Origin of the sequence: Nonomuraea cavernae (genome assembly GCF_014646355.1) — a bacterium.
In the GTDB taxonomy this organism is placed as follows: Bacteria; Actinomycetota; Actinomycetes; order Streptosporangiales; family Streptosporangiaceae; genus Nonomuraea; species Nonomuraea cavernae.
Genome location: NZ_BMNH01000012.1, coordinates 193,651 through 213,264, shown reverse-complemented (window position 1 = coordinate 213,264; position 19,614 = coordinate 193,651). Strand labels below are relative to the sequence as shown.

The 19,614-nt window shown below is 71.4% G+C and carries 19 protein-coding genes; 5 read left to right on the top strand and 14 right to left on the bottom strand.

Annotated features, from left to right (window positions below; genetic code table 11):
* Positions 1-287: 287 nt before the first annotated feature.
* From IEY82_RS20945 to IEY82_RS20930, 4 genes are all read right to left on the bottom strand, one after another.
* A complete protein-coding gene (locus IEY82_RS20945; protein WP_189125845.1) occupies positions 288-893 on the bottom strand; it encodes a response regulator transcription factor in 606 nt (201 codons plus the stop codon).
* On the bottom strand, positions 890-1,981 hold the full coding sequence (locus tag IEY82_RS20940; RefSeq protein WP_189125844.1) for a sensor histidine kinase: 1,092 nt from the start codon (positions 1,979-1,981) through the stop codon (positions 890-892). The genes IEY82_RS20945 and IEY82_RS20940 overlap by 4 nt, the downstream gene beginning before the upstream one ends.
* Positions 1,982-1,991: 10 nt before the next feature.
* Positions 1,992-3,539: a carboxylesterase/lipase family protein gene (locus tag IEY82_RS20935; RefSeq protein WP_189125843.1), complete on the bottom strand. Its 1,548-nt coding sequence runs from the start codon at positions 3,537-3,539 to the stop codon at positions 1,992-1,994.
* Between the two features lie 179 nt (positions 3,540-3,718).
* Positions 3,719-3,913 carry a hypothetical protein gene (locus tag IEY82_RS20930; RefSeq protein ID WP_225263455.1) on the bottom strand — a complete coding sequence of 65 codons (195 nt, stop codon included), beginning with the start codon at positions 3,911-3,913 and terminating at the stop codon, positions 3,719-3,721.
* 60 nt (positions 3,914-3,973) lie between these two features.
* Between IEY82_RS20930 and IEY82_RS20925 the strand changes: the two genes are divergently transcribed.
* Positions 3,974-4,351, top strand: coding sequence for an ATP-binding cassette domain-containing protein (locus tag IEY82_RS20925; protein ID WP_225263454.1), 378 nt, complete (start codon positions 3,974-3,976; stop codon positions 4,349-4,351).
* Between the two features lie 41 nt (positions 4,352-4,392).
* Here IEY82_RS20925 and IEY82_RS20920 read toward each other — a convergent pair whose 3' ends face one another.
* Both IEY82_RS20920 and IEY82_RS20915 read right to left on the bottom strand, forming a co-directional pair.
* The gene (locus tag IEY82_RS20920) at positions 4,393-4,992 is read right to left on the bottom strand and encodes a dihydrofolate reductase family protein (RefSeq protein ID WP_189125842.1); all 600 of its coding nucleotides are present in this window, start codon (positions 4,990-4,992) and stop codon (positions 4,393-4,395) included.
* Positions 4,989-5,918, bottom strand: coding sequence for a metalloregulator ArsR/SmtB family transcription factor (locus tag IEY82_RS20915; RefSeq protein ID WP_189125841.1), 930 nt, complete (start codon positions 5,916-5,918; stop codon positions 4,989-4,991). Before IEY82_RS20915 ends, IEY82_RS20920 begins: the two co-directional genes overlap by 4 nt.
* A 112-nt stretch (positions 5,919-6,030) precedes the next feature.
* Here IEY82_RS20915 and lnt point away from each other — a divergent pair, with 112 nt between their 5' ends.
* Positions 6,031-7,563, top strand: a complete 1,533-nt coding sequence (gene lnt / locus IEY82_RS20910; RefSeq protein WP_189125840.1) for an apolipoprotein N-acyltransferase — start codon at positions 6,031-6,033, stop codon at positions 7,561-7,563.
* A gap of 6 nt (positions 7,564-7,569) precedes the next feature.
* Here lnt and IEY82_RS20905 read toward each other — a convergent pair whose 3' ends face one another.
* Entirely contained in the window at positions 7,570-8,568 is a 999-nt protein-coding gene (locus IEY82_RS20905) for an NAD(P)/FAD-dependent oxidoreductase (RefSeq protein ID WP_189125839.1), read from the bottom strand.
* A 97-nt stretch (positions 8,569-8,665) separates the two neighbouring features.
* Here IEY82_RS20905 and IEY82_RS20900 point away from each other — a divergent pair, with 97 nt between their 5' ends.
* Together IEY82_RS20900 and IEY82_RS20895 are read left to right on the top strand one after the other, a co-directional pair.
* On the top strand, positions 8,666-9,256 hold the full coding sequence (locus IEY82_RS20900; protein ID WP_189125838.1) for a helix-turn-helix domain-containing protein: 591 nt from the start codon (positions 8,666-8,668) through the stop codon (positions 9,254-9,256).
* Between the two features lie 98 nt (positions 9,257-9,354).
* Positions 9,355-9,798 carry a LysE family translocator gene (locus IEY82_RS20895; protein ID WP_189125837.1) on the top strand — a complete coding sequence of 148 codons (444 nt, stop codon included), beginning with the start codon at positions 9,355-9,357 and terminating at the stop codon, positions 9,796-9,798.
* 197 nt (positions 9,799-9,995) lie between these two features.
* On the opposite strand, the gene IEY82_RS20890 is transcribed toward IEY82_RS20895, so the two are convergent.
* The 7 genes from IEY82_RS20890 to fxsA form a co-directional block, all read right to left on the bottom strand.
* Entirely contained in the window at positions 9,996-10,466 is a 471-nt protein-coding gene (locus tag IEY82_RS20890; protein ID WP_189125836.1) for an SPW repeat protein, read from the bottom strand.
* A gap of 260 nt (positions 10,467-10,726) precedes the next feature.
* Complete coding sequence (locus IEY82_RS20885; protein ID WP_189125835.1) at positions 10,727-11,512, bottom strand: hypothetical protein; 786 nt, start codon at positions 11,510-11,512, stop codon at positions 10,727-10,729.
* Between the two features lie 81 nt (positions 11,513-11,593).
* Positions 11,594-12,871, bottom strand: coding sequence for an HEXXH motif domain-containing protein (locus IEY82_RS20880; RefSeq protein WP_189125834.1), 1,278 nt, complete (start codon positions 12,869-12,871; stop codon positions 11,594-11,596).
* Positions 12,868-14,106, bottom strand: coding sequence for an FxsB family cyclophane-forming radical SAM/SPASM peptide maturase (locus tag IEY82_RS20875; RefSeq protein ID WP_189125833.1), 1,239 nt, complete (start codon positions 14,104-14,106; stop codon positions 12,868-12,870). The genes IEY82_RS20880 and IEY82_RS20875 overlap by 4 nt, the downstream gene beginning before the upstream one ends.
* Positions 14,107-14,113: 7 nt before the next feature.
* Positions 14,114-15,763, bottom strand: coding sequence for an nSTAND1 domain-containing NTPase (locus IEY82_RS20870; RefSeq protein WP_189125832.1), 1,650 nt, complete (start codon positions 15,761-15,763; stop codon positions 14,114-14,116).
* Between the two features lie 10 nt (positions 15,764-15,773).
* Positions 15,774-16,472, bottom strand: coding sequence for an SIR2 family NAD-dependent protein deacylase (locus IEY82_RS20865; RefSeq protein ID WP_189125831.1), 699 nt, complete (start codon positions 16,470-16,472; stop codon positions 15,774-15,776).
* Positions 16,473-16,741: 269 nt separating this feature from the next.
* Positions 16,742-16,909 (bottom strand): FxSxx-COOH cyclophane-containing RiPP peptide, encoded by a 168-nt coding sequence (gene fxsA, locus IEY82_RS20860; protein WP_189125830.1) that lies wholly within the window; start codon positions 16,907-16,909, stop codon positions 16,742-16,744.
* Positions 16,910-17,117: 208 nt separating this feature from the next.
* Here fxsA and fxsT point away from each other — a divergent pair, with 208 nt between their 5' ends.
* A complete protein-coding gene (fxsT, locus tag IEY82_RS20855) occupies positions 17,118-19,592 on the top strand; it encodes an FxSxx-COOH system tetratricopeptide repeat protein (RefSeq protein ID WP_225263450.1) in 2,475 nt (824 codons plus the stop codon).
* Positions 19,593-19,614: the final 22 nt, after the last annotated feature.

Genomic DNA, 19,614 nt, shown 5'->3' with positions numbered 1-19,614 from the left:
CCGCCGCACCCGCTATCGAGGACTGCTCAAAACCCGACTCGCGCATCTGCTGACCGCCACCGCGATCAACCTCATCCGCCTGGACGCCTGGTGGACCGACACCCCGATCCGCGGCACTCGCGCCTCTCACCTGGAACGACTCGGCGCTGAACTCGGCCTAGCCGCGTGAACCGAATCGACCAACAAAGTCGTTTACGACCGAGAAGCTGACGGACTGGAACCTCCGCTACGGCGCCGGGGGAGTCAACTGGAATGACCGGATTTCGTCATTCAAGCAGGTCTGACGGTCACAGCCATCCGTTGTGCCGGGCGAGCTGGGCGGCCTCTATGCGGTTGCGGGTGTGCGTCTTGCCGATCGCCGAGGACAGATGGTTGCGCACGGTGCTCGTCGACAGGTGCAGGCGAGCCGCGAGGTCGGCGATGGTGGCGCCGTCGAGCGCCGCGGCGAGTACGTCGCGCTCACGGCCGGTCAGCGGGCTCGGGCCCGCGTTCAGCGCGGCGGCGGCCAGGGCCGGATCGATGATCCGTTCTCCCGCGACGGCCTTGCGGATGGCGGTGGCCAGCTCGCCGACGGGGCCGTCCTTGCCCAGGAAGCCGGCCGCGCCCGCCTCCATCGCCCTGCGCAGGTAGCCGGGATGGGCGAATGTCGTGAGGATCAGCACCACGCAGTCCGGTAGTGCCGCCTGGAGTTCGCCGATGACGTCGAGTCCGCTGCGGCCGGGCAGCTCGATGTCCAGCAGTGCCACGTCGGGCCGCGCCGCCAGCGCGGCCGCGACGATCTGGTCCCCGCGGCCGACCTGGGCGACGATCTCAAGGTCGTCCTCAAGGCCCAGCAGCAGCGCGAGCGCGTCACGCATCATCCCCTGATCTTCGGCGATCATGACCCGGATCATCGTGGAACCGCCATCGTCAGCGCGAACCTGCCCCCGGGCAGCGCCTTCGCCTCGAACCTGGCGCCCGCCGCGGCCGCGCGTTCGGCGAGCCCGTCGAGCCCGTGTCCTCGCCCGCGCGGTCGGGCGCCCCCCTCGGGTCCGTGTCCCCGTTCGGGAACTCCGTCGTTGCCGATCTTCAGCACGATCTCCTCACTCCGGCCGATCAGCGTGATCTCGCAGCGGGTGGCCTTCGCGTGACGGATCACGTTCGTCACGCCCTCGCGTACGGCCCAGCCGAGCAGCGCGTCGGCGTCCGGCGCCGGCCGTACCTCCTCAAGTGTGACGACGGCGGGTACCTGGGCGTCCTCCAGGGCCACGCGGGCGACGGCCAGCTCGTCGGCGAAGCCGCGCCCGCGATAGCCCGCCACGACGGCGCGGACCTCGGCCAGCGCCTCGCGGCCGATCCGCTGGATGTCGCTGGCCTGCGCCGCCGCGGCCGCCGCGTCGCGGGGAATGAGCCTGTGCACCGCCTCGGCCTTCACGACCATCAGTGAGAGCGTGTGACCCAGCAGGTCGTGCAGGTCGCGGGAGAAACGCAGCCGCTCGTCGGCGACCGCGGCCCGGGCCAGTTCCTGCCGGGTCGCGCGCAGTTCGGCGATGGTGGCGAAGAGCTTGAGCGTGACGTGGACGACGAGCCCCGCCGTGAAGGTGCCCCAGGCGACGGCGGCGACGGCGTCCTCGCCGCCGCCGCGCCGGTACGTGATGAACATCAGGGTCAGCGTCACCATGGCGAGGGCCGCTGACAGGACACGGCCGCGCAGTACGACCCCGCAGGCGATGGAGAGCACCGGAGCCAGGTAGAGCCACTTGCCGCCGTAGGCCGCGCACAGAGCCAGGATCGCCACGGCCAGGACCGTCAGGCCGAGGACCGCGGCCCGGGGCCGCCCGGCGAAGGAGGCCCGGATGGTCAGCAGGTAGGCGGCGACGGCCACGGCGAGGCCGAGGACGCCGAGCCAGTCAGGCCGCCTGATCAGGTCGGAGGCGGGAAAGTAGGCCAGCGCCGCCCAGAAGGAGAACACCGACGGCCCCGGCTGCCAGACTCTGCGCACGTGCGCCACGTTAGTTCCAGAAGCTCAGCTGGTGCTCGGCGGCATAGTCGATCGGCCGCACCGCGCCGGGAGCCAGTGACTGGGTGCCCTGGGAGAGCCGCGGCCACGTGGGCAGACCCGAGCCGTTGGGCGAGCCGGTGCGGGCGAAGTTGGTCCAGTAGCCGACCATCTGGTCCGACAGCCTCTTCTGGGCGGGTGTCAGCGGCGCCTGCCTGTCAGGGAAGAGATAGGGCAGGTCGCCGGCGTGGAAGGCGCCCCAGTCGAAGTCCGTCTCCAGCGGCAGGAACATCGGCGCGTCGCGGTCGGCGAACTCGTAGCCGTAGACGGGGACATGCTTGGCCAGCAGGGTGTTCTGCTCGTGGGTGCCTCTCGCCCACAACCGGTCGGTCATCACGGCCGCCCACGCCTGGCTGGGCGAGGCGTAGGAGGCGAGCGGGTATCTGCGCATCACCCGCCCGGCGTCGTCGCCGAAGGCCTCCTTGAGCAGGGTGCCGTACTGCTGGGCGGTGACCGGCTTACCGGCCGCGTCGTAGTTCATCCCGACGAAGATCCGGTGCTCGTCGCGTGTCGCGCCCGCCAGCACGGACACCCGGTGGAAGCGTCCCTCGCGGATCGCCTTGGAGGGCAGGACGGGGAGCACCCTGTTGCCGTAGGCGTACATCTGGAAGACATTCATGATCTGCGGCACCGCGAGGATCTTCTTCACGGGCAGCGCGCGCAGGCATGCCAGGTCTTCGCAGCCGAGTTGTTCGGCGTACACCCGGCCCACGGCCTGGGTCTCCTCGGCGCTCCGCCAGGCGAACGTCGGGGCTGCCGGCAAGCCGGGGACGATGCTGTTGGCCGGCATGTCCATCATCGTCTCGCCGCTCTGCATGACCACTCGCCGGAACAACCCCTTGGCGCCGGGGGAGGTGAGATGGCCGCCGATGGCGAGAGCGCCGAAGGAGAGGCCGAACACGGTGACGTTCGACGGGTCTCCGCCGAAGGCCGCCGCGTTGCGCTTCACCCAGCGCAGCGCCTCCTGCTGATCTTGCAGGCCGTACGTTCCGGAGTTCTTCAGGCCCGGGAACCCGAACCCGCTGAACACGCCGAGCCGGTAGTTGATCGTGACGACCACCGCGCCCCGCGAGGCGAGCTTGCGCGCGTCGGAGAAGTGGCCTGCTCCGACCGCCCCGTCGCCGTGGATCCACACCATGACCGGGCGGTTCTTCCCCGGCGCGAGCGGGGTGGTGACGTTGAGGAACAGGCAGTCCTCCTCCACGCTGGAGATGGGGGCGTAGACGGTGCCGACCTGGGGACAGATCGCGCCTGGCTCGGTGGCGTCCTTGACGCCGTTCCAGCTCCTGGCGGGTACGGGAGCCTCCCAGCGGCCCGCGGTGGCGTAGGGGATGCCCTGGAAGAGACGGTGATGGTCGCTGACCGTGCCGCGCACGGCTCCCGTGTCGGTCCTGACGACCGCGGGGTCGGCGCCGGTCGCGGCGATCACGGGAGCCGGCCGGAGCTCCGCGGCGCCCAGGAGGACCACGGCCGCCGCGAGTGACGCACGTAGGGTTCGCATGCCTCTACGCTGCTGGACGCCTGCCCCAGTCAGAAGGTCCATTGATACGGGATCACCCAGGACAAAAGTACCGACGAGCCCTCAGGGCGCTGTCCGGAGATCCTGCGGCGGTAGCCAGCCAGGGCGGAGTGGCCTGCGGCTCGCCACCAGGGGGATGACGTTCGGAGGCGGGAGCGGGTTCAGGCCGGGTCGGCGCCGGCGAAGTAGGCCGGCCCCATCTCGGCCAGTGCGGCGACGTCGGCGTCGTCCATCGGCTCGCCGGTCATGCCCATCCGGTGGAGCAAGGTTCCGACGACGACGTCGATGAGCAGCAGGACCCGCTTCTCCGGTGCGCCGAGCGCGTCCTGGAGCGCGAGCCGGTACGGGTCCTGCAACCGCGCGGACAGGATCTCGCGCAGGGCCGGATCGCTGACGGCGTCGCTGAACTGGACGAGGTGATCGAGCGGCTGCCCGGCGGATGGGCGGCGAACGTCGGCGAGGGCGGCGCGCTGCTGTCGGGCGGCGAGCGCCAGCGGGTCTCAATCGCGCGGGCGCTGCTGAAGAACGCGCCCATCGTGCTGCTCGACGGAGTGACGTCCGCCCTGGACCCGGTGAACGAGGCGGCCGTCCACGAGGGGATCGAGCGCCTGATGGCGGGCCGTACGGTGGTGATGGTGGCGCATCGGATGCGGACCGTCCAGCGCGCCGACCGGGTCGTCTTCCTGGACGGCGGCCGAGTCGTGGAGGAAGGCGGCCATGACGAGCTGCTGCGACGCGGTGGCCGCTACGCCGGCTTCTGGGCGATCGCCATGGCGCAGGCTGCGGGCGAGTGAGCCGGTCCGCCGCCCTCCGGCGATGAGACCGGTGTCCCGGCTCAGCGGGCTCGGTCGTAGACCATGGCGAGCTCGCCCAGTTCGCCGGTCTCCTGGTGGGTGAGCGTCCAGGTCGAAGCCGGCAGGCCGTCGCCGAACAGGCGCTGCCCGCCGCCGGCGATCTCGGGGAAGATCATGAGGTACAGCCGATCGAGCAGGTCCGCCGACAGGAGCGGCTTGATGACGCTAGCGCTGCTGTTGACGAGGATGTCGCCCTCACCGGTGGCCTTGAGCTCGGTGACGACGTCCGCGGCGGGGGCGTTCACCACGCGGGCGCGTTCCCACGGGGCTTCGGTCAAGGTGGTCGAGAAGACCACCTTCTCCGTGCCGACCAGCCAGCTCGCGTATCCGCGATCACGCGGATCGGCGTTCTCGTCCTGGGCGACCGACGGCCAGTACGCCATGAACCCCTCGGCGTTGAGCCTGCCGAGCACCGCCGTCGTCGCGCTCTCCCAGATGCGGGTCATGTGGTCTCGTGCGACGTCGCTGGTCACGTACGGGGCGAACGCGCTGAAATCGCCGGGCCCGCCGGGCCCGTTGTAACGTCCGTCGAGGGTGAGGCTCAGGTTCGCGGTCACCTTGCGGCCGGTCGAGCTGGTCATGGCGTGTCCTCTTTATCGATGTCGTGCTCGGTGTCGTGCTCGGTGTCGTGCTCGGTGCCGTGCTCGGTGTCGTGCTCGGTGCCGTGCTCGGTGTCGTGCTCGGTGTCGTGCGAATCCGCGGCGAGGGTCGCCGCGAGCTTGTCGAGGCTTTGGCCGAAGCCGATCTCGATGCCCGCGATGAAGTCGGCGGAGTCGACGGTGCTGTCGGTGATCTGCCAGCGGGCGTCGAGGTCGGTGCCGGTGCCGGTCGGCCGGAGGTCGAGGTCGACGTGGGCGGTGAAGGCGAGGCCGCCGCCGGGCAGCAAGGGGGAGAGCCGGTACACGAGGCGTTCGCCGTGGCGTACGTCGTCGACGACACCCTCCGCGCGCCCGGCGACCACGTCGGAGCCGTCGGCGTCCTCGGCGTCGCGGTACTCGTGGACGATCCGCCCACCCGGGCGCGGCTCGAAGACGAGTTCGGAGACGCGCAGGTCGTCGGGTGTCCACCAGCGGGCGAGCAGCGGAGCCTCGGTCAGGTGGCGCCAGACCAGCTCGGGGTGTCCCGCCAGCGACCGGAGGAACCGGAACGAGCGGCCGTCGGCCCACCCCGGCTCCTTCGCGGCGAGCCGTTCCGCGTGCAGGCTGAGCCCGTGGCGGTCGTAGGTCTCGCGCGGGCCGCCGGGCTGGTCGGCGGTGTCGGCGAGCCGGCTGAGCGCGGCCGCCAGGTCCCGCAGGGGGGCGGGCTGGAGCGCGTAGACGCGGCGCTGGCCGACGCGGCGCGAGGTGACGAGGCCGGCGCGCTCAAGGGTCTGCAGGTGCTTGGTCGTTTGCGGCTGGCGCGCCTGGGCGAGCTGGGCGAGGACGCCGACCGGCCGGGGCCGCTCGGCCAGCAGGCTCACGAGCCGCCAGCGGGCCGGGTCGGCCAGTGCGGTGAGGAGTGCGTCCATGGCTGCGAGTATTCACCACGAAGAATATTCGTGTCAAGGAATACCTTGCCCGGGCAGGCCGACACGCGGCGGCCCGGGTGGTGGCGGGCGCCGGGTGGGGTAGCGGGGCGGTGTGCCGACCGCGTCCGTCACCGTCACGGCCGAGCGCGCCGGCCCGGCGCGCCGCTGGATCCCGCGCCTGCTGGCCGCCGTGACCGGCGCGGGCCTGGCCCTCGCCTTCCCCGCCGTGAACGCCTGGTGGTGGGCATGGTCCGGCCTCGTGCCGTTCCTGCTGCTGGTGGCCGGCGCGGGGACGTTCCGGGAGGCGGGGTGGCGGAGCTGGTGGGCGTCGGCGGGCTTCTTCGGGACGCTGCATCACTGGGTGCTGCCGTTCCTGGGCGTGTTCTGGCCGCTGGCGCTGCTGGTCCTCGGGCTGGTGTGGGTGCCGTTCGGGCTGGTCGCGTACGGGCTGCTGCGGCGCCTCACCCCGCTCAGGACGGCGGCGGCGCTGCTGGTGCTGCCCTCGGTCTGGGTGGCCGTCGAGGCGCTGCGTTCATGGCGGCACCTCGGCGGGACGTGGGGGCTGCTCGGGTCGAGCCAGTGGCAGGCGCGGCCGGTGCTCGGGCTGGCCGCGCTCGGCGGAGTGTGGCTGATCAGCTTCGCCCTGGTCGCGGTCAACTCCGGGCTCGCGATCGCGGTGCTGCCGAAGGCGGGTCGGCGGGTCAGGCTCGCCGGAGGGGGAGCCGCCGTCGCGCTGGCCGCGCTCGCCGTGTGCTCCGGCCTGGTACGGCCCGAGCCCGTCGTGACGGGTGTCATGCGCGTGGCGGGCGTGCAGCCCGGTCCCGTGCCCGGCCCGGAGCGGCGGGTGGCCACGCACCTGCGGTTGACCGGTGAGATCGCCGGCCGCGATCCCGACGTGGTGGTCTGGGGCCAGAGCAGCGTCGCCCTCGATCCCGCCCGGCGCCCGGACGTGGACCGCCTGCTGCGCCGGGCGGCCGCCGAGACGGGCGCCGACCTGCTGGTGAACGTGGACGCCGCGGACTCCTCCGGCCGGATCTCCAAGTCGGCCCGCCAGTACACGCCGGACGGGGTCGTGGACGTCTACGTCAAGCGGCGTCTGGTCCCGTTCGGCGAGTATGTCCCGCTGCGGCCGGTGCTCGGCTGGATCGCGGGGCACACCGAGGCGGCCGAGGAGGACCGGGTCGCCGGTGCCGGGCCGGCCGTGTTCGACGTGGCGGGCCGCCGGGTGGGTCCGCTGATCTCGTACGAGTCGACCTTTCCGGACCTGCGGCGAGACCTGGCCCGCAGAGGCGTGGACCTGACGATCACGCAGGGGTCGCTCACGACGTTCCACGGGAGCTGGGCGCACGCGCAGCAGGCGAGCTTCGAGGCGCTGCGGGCGGTGGAGTCCGGCCGGCCGGCGGTGCTGGTCGAGATGGACGGCACCTCGTCGGTGTTCGACGCGCGCGGCGGGCGGCTGGCCTGGTTCCCGCCCGAGTTCCGCGGCGCGTTCGTGGTCGACGTGCCGCTGTCCGCCGAGGAGACGCCGTACCTGCGGCTGGGCGACTGGGTGCCCGCCCTGGCCGGCGGGATCGCGCTCGGCGCCGGGGCCGTGGCAGCCGCCCGGCGGCTCACCGGCCGCAGCCGAGGCCAAGTGCCGCGCTGAACCCGCTCACGCGGCGGTTTCGCCGCGACGCGCGGCGGCGACGGCCGCGTCGGTGTCGGCGGCTGCCAAGTCGGCGTTGATGTGCGCGCCTGCCAGGGCGCCGGCCGCGGCGGACGCGCCGACCTGTGCCGTCGGGTCGGCGGCGTTGCCCGCCACCCACACGCCCGGCACGGAGGTGCGTCCCGCGAGGCCCGTGGCGAAGTGGCGGCCCATGCCGTTCGGCAGGTCCTCCATCGGCAGCCGCAGGCCGGTCAGGCCGTCGGTGCGGGCCAGCAGCGTGGTGGCCACCGCGATGACGCGGCGGGGCACGACCTGCCCGTCGGACAGCCGGACCCCCGTGATGCCGTCCTCGGTGGACTCGACCCGCGCCACGGGCGTGTCCACGACCCGGATGTCGCGGGCGGCGAAGCGCGCGCGGGTCTCCTCGTCCGGTTCGGTGCCCTGAGTGAAGTAGACCAGGTCGCCGGTCAGCTGCCGGAACAGCAGAGCATGGTGGAGCGAGGCCGGGCCGACGGCCAGGATGCCGATGGGCTCGTCGCGCACCTCCCAGCCGTGGCAGTACGGGCAGTGCACCACGCCGTGCCCCCAGTGCTGGGCCAGGCCGGGAACATCGGGCAACCGGTCGCGCAGGCCGGTGGCGACCAGCAGCCGGCGAGTCCGCAGGGTGCCGCCGTCGGCCAGAGTGACGGTGAAGCGGAGATCGCCCTCGGCGGACGGCTGGGCCGCGGCGGCGGAGACCACCTCGCCGGCGACGATCCGCCCGCCGTAACCGCGCACCTCCTCTCGGCCGATGCGCAGCAGCTCCGCCGGCCGGATGCCCTCCAGGCCGAGCAGACCGTGCACGCCATCGGCGGGCGCGTTGCGGGGGGCGCCGCTGTCGATCACGAGCACCGAGCGGCGGGAGCGGGCGAGCATCAGCGCGCCGTTCAGGCCCGCGGCGCCGCCGCCGATCACCACGGCGTCGACGGTCTCGCGCGGCGACTCGTCGGTCGCGTTTTCCGGCATGGGCGTGGCCTTTCCTCGTAGCTGACGGAGCCCCGGGCGGGGTCCCTCTTGGCGACGACGCTAAGCGGCCTTGAGCAAAACGCATAAGATTTTGCCTATGACGCAAGACGATGCCGAACTCGACAGCCTGGTGCGCAAACGGATCCGTGCCCTGCGGATGGCGCAGGGGTGGTCCCTGGATGACCTGGCCGCCCGTGCGCGGCTCAGTCCTTCCACGCTCAGCCGGATCGAGAACGGCCGGCGTCGCCTCGCTCTGGACCAGCTCGTCACGCTCGCCCGCGCACTGGACACCTCTCTCGACCGCCTGGTCGAGACGGCCGCTGAGGACGTCGTCAGCAGCCCGGTGCACGACGCCGCCCTTCAGCAGCTGCGGTGGACGGTGCGCGCGGACCCCGACATCACCGTCATCCGGAAGCGCCTGGTGGACCCGCCGGACGGTCCTTCGCGTCTGCGTGCCCACCCGGGCCGGGAATGGCTGGTCGTCCTGTCCGGCACGGTGGTCCTGCTCCTGGGAAATCGCCGCTTTCGCGTGGAGACCAACCAGGCCGCGGAGTTCCCCACCATGCTCCCGCACGCCATCGGCGCCGCCGGCGGCCCGGCCGAGATTCTGGGCATCTTCGACCGCGACGCCCGCCGTGGTCACCAGACCCGCGAGGACATCTCCGAGGTGAGCCGCCCGGCGCGATGATCCGGCCGCCTCGCTGACGCAGGACGTCCGCGACCGGGATCTCGCCGTTGTCGCACGATGGGTTCCCCCGAGCTTCCTCGGGATCGCATACTGGGGCGGTGACAGCTCTGATCGCCTTCATCGGCGTGTCCGTCGTCGTCATCTGCACGCCCGGGCCCGACACCGTGCTGACCGTGCGCAACGCCTTCTCCGGCGGCGGCGGCAGCGGAGTGTGGACCGCGGCGGGCGTCGCGCTCGGCCAAGCCGTCTGGACGGTGGCCGCGAGCCTGGGCGTCGCCGGCCTCATCCAGGCCTCGGAGCCGGCGTTCCTGGTGCTGAAGTACGCCGGCGTGGCGTACCTGTGCTACCTGGGGCTGCAGTCGCTGCGCTCGGCGTGGCGGGGCGGCGGCCTGCTGACCTTCGCCTGGCTGGCGCTCTACAGCCTCGCGATCGACCGGGCGCGGGCGTGGTTCGCCCGTTCGGCCGTGCGGCGAACCCTGGACGCGCTCAGCGGGCTCCTGCTGCTCGCGTTCGGGGCCCGGCTGGCCTTCACCGACCGCTGACCGGCCCCGCGGATCGAGCCTCGCGCGCGGGACCAGAGCCTCGCGGGCTCTCCGCTCCGACGAGCACGAGTGCGCGAACTCGTGGGAGAGGGTACGCCGAGGCGCACTCCCGGGTTCCCCGGCCACCATCGGTCCATAAAGACCGAAGGTCACCGGGGCGAACGGCAAGGGAGAGCGCCGTCGGCGGACTCCACTCGTCAGCGACCGGTGTCCGGCGTGGTGCCCTTGCCGAATCCCGGCGTGTGCCGCTTGCCGGCGGCCATGCGTGTCTGCATGTTCGCGAGCCCGAGCAGCAGGATGATCACGCCGACCACCACGTTGCTGACGATGACTCCGGTGGTGTTGTTCGGGCCGCTGATCACCCAGGGCGAGATGATCGTCCACACGCCGATGATGGGCGCGACCCAGGCGAGGCCGTACGTCCTGCCGAAGGCGGAGCTGTAGCCCAGCGCCAGGAGGGCGACCAGGAGCCCGGTGATCAGGTTGTTGACCGTTATATTGCTCAGGCCGTTGAATCCTACGATCCACGGCGACACCGCCAGATATATGCCGGCGAGCAGCGTGATCCCGTCCGTCAGCTGGGCGGTGGGATTAGCGGCGGCTGCCTCGTATCGGGCTCGCATCTCCATGATGTCCGGATGCTGCCGTATATCCGTGTGGTGCGTCATGGGTGCACCTCCTGAATGGTGGTCTACTGCACCTTATGTCCGGCCGTACCCCCTGACTCCTATTTGTAACTGTGTGTCCGAGAACCGGGTGAAACCGAGGTGCGCGAGGCGGTGAAACCCTGGGTAGTCGCGATCCCGCCGAAGAGCACCGTGAGCGCCGGCACGTACACCAGAACGCCGCGGGCGGCCGGCCGGCGCGTGGCGCTGACCCGCCGTTCAGGGAGCCCGCCACCGTCCGGGTGTCCGCGGCCGGCGCGCCGTCAGCGGCCGTCGTCCGCGGGCGGCGGGTCGTCGCCGACCGGTTTCGACGCGCGCCAGATATGGCCGAACTGGTCGAGCCAGTACTGGTACCAGTGCGGGTCGGTCTGGCGGGTCAGCTCCAGGTGCATCCTGCTCGGCGTGGACGTGTTGCCCACGCCGTGCATCTCCACGATCACCGTGCCGTCGGCCCGTCCCGGGTCGAACGCGACCAGGCTGAAGCCGGGGTTGTAGCCGAACAGCCTGAACTCCCGTCTCCCCGGCACCTGCCAGGACGCCATCGCGTCCATCCGCAGCAGCGTGGTGGCGATGCTGTCGGCCAGGCTCTGCAGCGGGAACTCCAGCCCGCCGTCCAGCTGTAAGGTCGCGATGCCGAGGGACGCGTCCGCCCCGGGATCGAGGATCACCACCTTGACCACGCCGTCGTGCCGGTTGAGCACCGTCGTGCGGATCGCCGCGCAGTGGTCCTCCGACAGCAGGTTGACGCCCGACGGGGCGAACATCCACACCTCGCGGCTGGCCTTCAGCCGGTCCTTCAGCGGGATCCGCTGGAGGGAGGTCCGGTCGCCGAGGATGTGCCCAGGCGGCGGGCCGGCGTCGGGCACCGTGATCCGGTGCACCAGCACGCCGATGCCCGCCAGCAGCACCGCCCACTTGTACTGGTCGTCCACCCGGTCGCCGACCAGCGTCAGGGCGGCGAACACGACGGACAGCAGCGCGATGACGTAGGCGTCGATGTTCCGGCGCTCGCGTACGTCCCGAAGAACCCGCCGTGCTGTTCGGAGCATGAATTCCCCCATCCGAAGGTGGCATCGCCGCTCCTGCGGGCCGACAGGGGTGCTCCGACCAGCGGAGGCGGGCGGAGCCCGTCAGGTGTTGCGTTCGCGCCAGAGTGAGCGGTGCCGGTCGGCGGCCCCGGCCGCCAGCACGGTGGACGCGGCGGGCACCGGCTCGCCCGCCCACTGGTCGAGCCGGCGCGCCATACCCCCGACGAACGTCACGCCGGGTGCGGTCAGCGCGCCGCTGTCGAGCAGAGTGGTGGTGACCAGACGGGCGGCGGACCGCCAGCGGGCGAACTCGGCGTTGGCCCGGATCGCCGCCTCGCCGTCCTCGTGGTGGCGCTGACGCTGCCAGAAGTCGGTGACGCCGACATAGGCGTAGGCCCCCTGCAGGAGACCCGCCGCCGGACGGGGGTCGTCGCGCCAGGGCGCGTAGTAGCGCGAGCCGTCGTCGGGCTTGGTCAGCGGGACGATGTCGAGCAGCGCCGACAACTTGGCGTGCTGGGTCTCGTGCGCCAGCGTGACCGCCAGCGCGTGGCCGTCGGGCGGGGTGGACATGGCGACGCAGCCGAACGTCTCGCGGGAGGTGGCGCTGGACATGCCACCGGACGGTGGCGCCAGCGGCGTGAACACGCTGATCGCCACCGACACCTGCTCGGCGACGGACGGGTGGTTGCGGACCAGCAGCCCCCACCCGTCCTCCAGGAGCTCCTGCCAGTGGCCCGCCTCCTGAGCGGTGAGGGGGCCGCGCAACGCGTCGGAGCCGGGCATCCGATGGGGGTCGAGATCGTCGACCAGCACGTCGAGCCGCCGGCTGTCGGTCTCGGCCGACAGCGAGCGCAGCCCTCGCCAGCCGGGCGCGTCGCCGCCGATCCGGACGAACCCGTGGCCGGTGGTCACCTCGCTGCCGCCGGGGAAGCAGTGCACCGTCGCCACGGTGGCGTCGTGATCCAGGGTCAGCTGCCCGAGGGAGGGCAGGTTGATCACCCGGTCGATCACCCCGACGTCGACCTCGCAGGTCACCCCCGCGTGGATCGCCGCGGCCGCCGCCAGCGCGGCCATCTGCTCGGGTGTTTCGAGCGTCACGATCGTGTGGCGCGCCCAGGCGCCCACCGACGGGTGGCGCAGCACGGCGTCGACCGCCTCCGGGTGCGACGACTGGATGCTGGCCAGCAGGTCGTAGGCCCGGCGGGCCTGTGGCCAGGCCGGATGGCCCGCGCCGCGCACCGCCTCGAGGACGCCGCGCAGGAGCAGCAGATGCTTGCTGTACTGGGCGGAGATCAGCCGTTCGACCGTGTCGACCCCGCCGGCGCCCGCGGCCAGTTCGTCGAACGCCTCGGCCGGGATGCGGTGTTCTGCCAGGTTCATGGTGCGTCCTTCACTACTGCGGAGATGTCACGCTGGATGGTGCTCCCGATGTGGCTGATGAGCCGCAGCAGGTCGGAGCAGTAGACCGAGGGGTTGTGGAACCCGTTGCCGGGCCGGTAGCGGTGGGCGTAGTGGCCTCCGCCGCAGACCATGCCCACCGGGCAGGCCGCGCAGGTGGGGGAGAGGGCGAGCTCGCCGATCTGGCGGGCGGCGACGGACGGCAGGCGCAGGACGTCGTCGAAGCTGTCGCGGGACACGTGCAGGCCCGTGCCGGGCGCGCCCGCGTAGGCGGACTTGAGGATGTCGGACTGCTCGATCTCGCCGTCGGTCTCGACGACCACCATGGCCGCCGGCGACAGGCCGATCTGCTCGCTGGCCGACGCCCCGCCGAGCAGCAGCAGGATGATCTCGTCGAACAGCCGCACGCCGGTGGGGCGGGCGGGCATGGAGTACCAGTGGTCGAAGACGGTGATGAGCCAGTCGGCGTAGGGCGTGGCCGGGTCGGCGGGCGCGCGGCCCGGGGGCGGCTGCGCCCACGTGCCGTGGGGCAGCAGGAAGTCGATCGCCGGAGGGCCGAACGCGAGCAGCGCCTCGTAGGTCTCCAGCGGCTCGTTGCGCAGGTCGATCGCGCAGAGCAGACCGCGGAACAGGTGACGGAACCGGGGCTCGGTGAGCAGCCGCAGGGCGGCCGTGACCTTGTGGTGGCTGCCCCGGCCGTCGGCGGTGCGGCGGGTGCGGTCGTGCGCCTCCCGCCCGCCGTCGAGGCTCACGCCGACGCCGACCCCGAGCCGGTCGAACAGCCGCAGGTAGGGCTCGTCGAGCAGGGTCGCGTTGGTCTGCAGGCTCACCGTGACCTGGGCCTCGACCACCGCGCGGATCGTCGTGACCAGCTCGTCGATCTCCTTGGCGCCGGCGAGGAGCGGCTCACCGCCGTGCAGGATCACCTCCACGGAGGTGAGGTCGTGGGCCCGCGTGTGCTCGGCGATCCGCGCGGCGGTGGCGGCGACCACCTCGGCCGGCATGCGCCGGGGCCGTGACCGCCAGCTCTGGTCGGCCATCTCGTACATGTAGCAATAGCTGCACGCGAGATCGCATCTACTGTGAATTTTCAGGATGAACTGCCTGAACGGGGTCGGCCGCCAACCAGCGGCGTGCAACGCCGCCACGTCGAGAGTCAGTGGCCATTCAGGCAAAGCCGACCAGCCTCCACGTCGAGACTCATGGGCGCCAAGCATAATCACCTCACGCCGACTCCCGGAGCATTTTCTGTGCCTGCTGCAGCAGGTGTGGCGGGAGCAGCGCGAGCACCCCGGTGATGACGGTCGCGGCGGCCCGGGGGGTGCCCGACTTCAGCAGCGCTTCGGCCAGCGCCACCTGCGCGGACATGTCGTTGGGCGCCCAGTTGAGCGCGGCGCTGATGCGTTCGATGGCCCGGGCGGAATCACCCTGGGCGAGCCACAGCAGCCCGTCGGCGGTGAGCGCGCGGGCGACCCCGTCGAAGCGTTGGCGCTCGGCGAAGATCTCGGCCGCCTCCTCGTAGTAGCGGCGCGCGACCTCGATCTCGCCGTTGGCCGCCGCCACGTCGGCGAAGATCTCGGCCGCCTCGGCCCGCACCCAGGTCTCGCCCGGGTCGGCGGCCCGGATCGCGGCGTCGGCCAGGCGCCGGGCGCTCTCCCAGTTGCGTTTGGCCAGCGAGATGCGGGCCGCGCGGAGGTAGGACTCGGAGGAGTCGGAGCGGGAGATGGGCGCGATGAGCCTGTCGTGGGCCAGTTCGTACCACCGGATGCCCCGGCGGTGCTCGGCGCGCAGCAGGTGGCGGTTCTCCAGCGCGCGCGCCACCGTGTTGGGCATCCCCTGGGTCTGCTCCAGCCCCTCGTAGACGGCGTTGCGGGTGCCGTGCTCGGTGATGAAGGTGTTGCGCAGCCAGAACCGGATCTCCGCGGCCGGCCGGGCGTGCTCGTCGGCGACGTCGGCGACCGTGCGCTTGAAGAACTCGAAGAGGAACTCCTCCACGTTGGCGTACAGCCGGGCGTGGTCTTCGGTGATCTCGCGCACGTCGGGCGGCAGCGACTCCCACAACGCGGAGCAGACGACCTGGAGCTGGACGGGCTCGACGGTGTCGAGCGTGAAGCTCGACGTGTGGCCGGACTCGTCGACGATGACGGCGGTGCGCAGGTCTTCGACGAGCAGCTCGGCGGCGGCGGGCGTGATGGTCCTGCCGCTGTGCCGCAGCGGCCCCCGCACGGCCTCCAGGGCGCTGTCCGGGCTGAGGGCCCGCAGGTGGAAACGGGTCCGCGAGCCCTGACCGATCGGGCGTTCGTAGGGCAGCACGAGAAAGAGGTACTCCTCGCGCAGCGACAGCAGCACGTGCAGGCCGGTGTGCTCGCGCACGGCCCGCGCCACCTGGTCGAGGAAGACCACCCGCTCGCCTTCGAGGACGGGGCTGCCGTGGAACATCTCCTCCGCCTGGTCGATGGCCGCCAGAATCGGCACCGGGTCGCCGTAGCGGTCGGTGCGCTCGGGCCTGGAGTCGAGGAACTCGGAGATCGTCATGCCCGACATGCCGCGCGGGTCGCGTTCGGGCGCCCACGACGAGAGCAGGGCCATGACGTAGGGGTTGCCGGCGGTCTGGGGGCCGTTCAGGCGGGGCGCGACCCGGGCGACGGGCAGCACGTCGGCCCGCTCGGGATCCAGCCGGGGCAGCACCCCGGCGTGCAGCAGCGAGGTCTTGCCGATCCCCGAGGCGCCGTAGAGGACCGTCAGGCCGGCGGCCTGCCAGAGCGTGGCGACCTCACGGGCCTCACGATCGCGGCCGAAGAACAGGATGTCCTCATCACGGCGATAAGGGCGTAGCCCCACGTACGGCCGGACGTGCGGGGCGGGCTCTGTCATCTGGCGGTCCTCATATTCTGCGCCGCAGCTCACCGAAGAATTCCTGCGTATCACCAATGAATATCGAGATGCTCCAGCCGTCGAGATAGCGTTCGAGATACTCCTGTGCGCGCACGCCGGCGTCGGCCATGGACGTGTTGAGGTCGGGCATGAGCTGCACGCTCACGTGACGCCGTCTTCTGTTGACCGGCATGCTCCTGATCAGGCCGTGGAACAGCACCCGGAAGGTCCAGTCCTGGAGGCTGTAGCCGACGAAGAGCAGCGGGCGGGCGGTCATGGCGGCGAGCACGGTGGCCGGCAGCGACAGGCGGGCCCCCGAGGCGCGCGCCTCGACCAGGTTGACCAGGTAGGTCAGGTAGTCGTCCTCGGTCAGCACCAGGGAGGCGGGGTCGTCCCACTGGCCGTGCAGGTGGTAGATCAGCGGCTCCTGGTCGCTCGGCTCGTCGATCGGGGACTCGTCGGCCGTGATGTCCCACCAGGTCGAGGTGGCGCTGATCGGATCCTTGCGGCTGGTCCGGGCGTGTCGCAGGGCGCGCATCATGAGGTCGTCATAGTTGGTCGTGAGGAACGTCTGGATCGGGAACTCGGCGAGCACCTCGTGCGGGTCGATCGCCGGGACGGTGGAGCGGGGCACGTACTCCTTGAGAAAGGTGCAGACCTCGTGCTTCAACTCCACCGTGTCCTGGCTGACCGATGCGGCGTACTGCATGACACGCGCGAGATTATCCGGATCGGCGAACGGATATGTGTAGCGCTCGGCGAAATATAAACTCAGCTCACTGCCGATGGGAAGTCGTCCGAAACCCGCCCCCGCACCAAGAAGGGGTGTGCAGTCACCCCGATGGAGCTGTTTGACGAGTCGGTCCCAGTCCGCATCCCTCACGCGTCATCCCGACCATTGCACCCGTTGTGTCCGGAGAGAATCTAGTGCCCCCGCAATAGTTTCGTCCGTCAAGGTTAGAACTTGTCAAGGCGGATTCAAAGCGCGGACTGGAAACCCGCGACGGGGCCGGAGCCGGCCTCCTCGACCAGGCGGCGCAACGCGGTCGCCAGGCTCGACTGGTCGAGCGCGTCAAGGTCGGTCAGGCTCATCCCGCTTACGTCGATGAGGCCGCCACCGTATTCGCCTGCGCTTTTCTCGCCCATAGCTCTCCTTGACCTGTAAAGATGACCACGTGGATCTCATCTTCGCACGGCCGACGGTGGCATGGCGATAGTGGCTTGCCCAACAGGGTTCACCGAAGATGACGTGAAGTCTAAGCTGATCTAAAAGACTTGGTTGAGTTGGGGCAGTATCGTGTCGATTTCGCACTATTCGCCGGACTCTGGACATGTTCCTGCCATCTGGGGACGGGTGCCACAGAAGAACAAGAACTTCACCGGGCGGACCGACCTGCTAGAAAAGCTGCGTTCGGGCCTTATGTCCGATGTGACCGCGGTGGTGCCGCACGCCCTTCACGGGCTGGGCGGCGTCGGCAAGACGCAGCTGGCGATCGAGTACGCCTACCGATTCCGCCGCGACTACGACCTCGTCTGGTGGATCCCCGCCGACCAGCCGATGCTGGTGAAGTCGTCGCTCGCGGGGCTCGCCCGGGAGCTGCGCCTGCCGATCAGCGCGTCCGCCGGCGTCGAGGACGCCGTCGAGGCCGTGCTCGACGCCCTGCGCCGCGGCGAGCCGTACGCCAAATGGCTGCTGATCTTCGACAACGCGGACGAGATCGACGAGATCAACTCCATCGTGCCCCGAGGGCCGGGCCACGTGCTGATCACCTCGCGCAACCACGGCTGGCAGGGCGTGGCCGAGACCGTAGCGGTCAACGTCTTCCCGCGCGAGGAGAGCGTCGAGTTCCTGCTCAAGCGGGTGCCGCGCGGCATCAGCGGCGCCGAGGCCGATCAGCTGGCCGACGCGCTCGGCGACCTGCCGCTGGCGCTGGAACAGGCGGGCGCGCTGCAGGTCGAGGCCGGGATGTCGGTCGCCGAATACCTCAGGCTGCTGGAGGAGCAGACCACCCGGCTGCTCGGGGCCAACAAGCCGGCCGACTATCCGCTGTCGATGTCGGCGGCCTGGGCGCTGTCGGTGTCACAGCTCACCACGAAGATGCCCGTGGCGGTCGAGCTGCTGCGCTGCTGCGCGTTCTTCGGGCCCGAGCCGATCCCGCGCGACCTGTTCGACCGGCTGCCGCCCGAGTTCGCCGGCCGGTCCAGGCTGGCCGAGACACTGGCCGACCCGATCCAGACCAGCAGCGTCCTGCGCGAGCTCGGCCGCTACGCCCTGGTCCGCATGGACTCCGAGAACCGCACGCTGCAGGTGCACCGGCTGGTGCAGGCGCTGCTCCGCGACGATCTGCCGCCCGCGGAGCGCACCGCGATGCGGCGCGAGGCGCACCTGCTGCTGGCCTCGGCGGCGGCGCCGTACGAGCCGGACGACATCGCCGCCTGGCCCCGCTACGGCGGCCTGCTCGGGCATGTCACGCCGTCGCTGGTCGAACGCAGCCGCGACCCGCGCATCCGCGCGTTCGCCCTCGACATCGTGCGCTACCTCTACTCCTCGGGCGACTTCAAGTCGGCGCGTGAGCTCGTCGAGCGCTTCATCGTGCAGTGGCGGGCCGACAGCGGCGACGAGGACCAGGGCGTCCTGTCGGCCGAGCGTCACCAGGCGATCATCATCCGCGAGCTGGGCAACATCCGGGAGTCGTTCGAGCTCAACCAGCGGACCATGGCGCGGATGCGCGAGATCCTCGGCGAGGACCACGAGGAGACGCTGCTGCTCATCAACAGTCACGGAGCCGACCTGCGCTTCCGCGGCGACTTCGCGGCGGCGCTCGAACACGACATCGACTCGCTGCGCCGGCACGAGGCCGTCTTCGGCCCCGAGCACCGCCGCACGCTGCGCGCGATGAACAACCTGGCACTCGACTACCTGCTGCTCGGCGAGTACGCGACCGCCCGCGACCTGCAGGCCCGGGCCTTCGCCCTGCAACGGCAGGCCGGATCCGGCGCGAGCATCGTCAACGTGCTGGCCTCATGGAACGGCCTCGCCCGGGTGGTCAGGCTCAACGGCGAATACCGGGAAGCCTGCGACATCGGCGAGGACGCCTACGAGTTCGGCGTGGAGCAACTGGGCGCCGAGCACCCGTGGACCCTGCGCACCGCCAAGGACCTGTCCATCGCCAAGCGGCGGGCGGGCCAGATGGAGGAGGCCCTGGAGCTCGCCCAGCGCACCTTCGAGCTGCAGGTCCGGGGCACCGGCCTCGACCATCCCGACACGCTCGCCGCCGGCCTGTGCCTGGCCAACGCGCAGCGCGCCGCGGGCGACGTCGGCGAGGCGCTCAACCTGCTGGCGGACATGACGCCGCGCTACCCGCTGATGTACGGCGACGAGCACCCGTTCAAGTTCGGCTGCGACACCAACCTCGCCCTGCTGCTGCGGATCAACGGGCGCGCCGACGAGGCGGTGGACCTCGACCGGCGGGCGCTGGCCGGCCTCGACCGGAGGCTGACCCGCGAGCACCACTTCACGCTCACCTGCGCCATCAACCTGGCCAGCGACCTCGCGGCCGTCGGCGAGTACGAGCAGGCGCGCAGGCTGGGGGAGAGCACGCTCGACCGGCTGCGCGCGCTGCTCGGCGCCGACCACCCGCTGACGCTCGCCGGAGCCGCCAACCTGGTCGTCGACCTGATGCTGCTCAGCGCGCGGAGCGAAGCCGAGGAGCTGAAGGCCGACACGCTGAGCCGCTACGTCCGCGTCCTCGGTCCCGATCACCCGGACGTCATGGTCGCGCAGGACACCCGGCGACTCGACTTCGACTTCGACCCGCCCGTGCTCTGACGCGGAGCGGCGCGGGCGGTGC

Coding starts and splice junctions, on each gene's coding strand:
- IEY82_RS20875 (WP_189125833.1), bottom strand. CDS start 14,106: ATGCTTGGCGCCCATGAGTCTCGACGTGGAGGCTGGTCGGCTTTGCCT.
- IEY82_RS20935 (WP_189125843.1), bottom strand. CDS start 3,539: ATGCGAACCCTACGTGCGTCACTCGCGGCGGCCGTGGTCCTCCTGGGC.
- IEY82_RS20885 (WP_189125835.1), bottom strand. CDS start 11,512: ATGCTCCGAACAGCACGGCGGGTTCTTCGGGACGTACGCGAGCGCCGG.
- IEY82_RS20900 (WP_189125838.1), top strand. CDS start 8,666: ATGACGCAAGACGATGCCGAACTCGACAGCCTGGTGCGCAAACGGATC.
- IEY82_RS20865 (WP_189125831.1), bottom strand. CDS start 16,472: ATGCAGTACGCCGCATCGGTCAGCCAGGACACGGTGGAGTTGAAGCAC.
- IEY82_RS20945 (WP_189125845.1), bottom strand. CDS start 893: ATGATCCGGGTCATGATCGCCGAAGATCAGGGGATGATGCGTGACGCG.
- IEY82_RS20915 (WP_189125841.1), bottom strand. CDS start 5,918: ATGGACGCACTCCTCACCGCACTGGCCGACCCGGCCCGCTGGCGGCTC.
- fxsA (WP_189125830.1), bottom strand. CDS start 16,909: ATGGGCGAGAAAAGCGCAGGCGAATACGGTGGCGGCCTCATCGACGTA.
- IEY82_RS20905 (WP_189125839.1), bottom strand. CDS start 8,568: ATGCCGGAAAACGCGACCGACGAGTCGCCGCGCGAGACCGTCGACGCC.
- IEY82_RS20880 (WP_189125834.1), bottom strand. CDS start 12,871: ATGAACCTGGCAGAACACCGCATCCCGGCCGAGGCGTTCGACGAACTG.
- IEY82_RS20920 (WP_189125842.1), bottom strand. CDS start 4,992: ATGACCAGCTCGACCGGCCGCAAGGTGACCGCGAACCTGAGCCTCACC.
- IEY82_RS20870 (WP_189125832.1), bottom strand. CDS start 15,763: ATGACAGAGCCCGCCCCGCACGTCCGGCCGTACGTGGGGCTACGCCCT.
- IEY82_RS20890 (WP_189125836.1), bottom strand. CDS start 10,466: ATGACGCACCACACGGATATACGGCAGCATCCGGACATCATGGAGATG.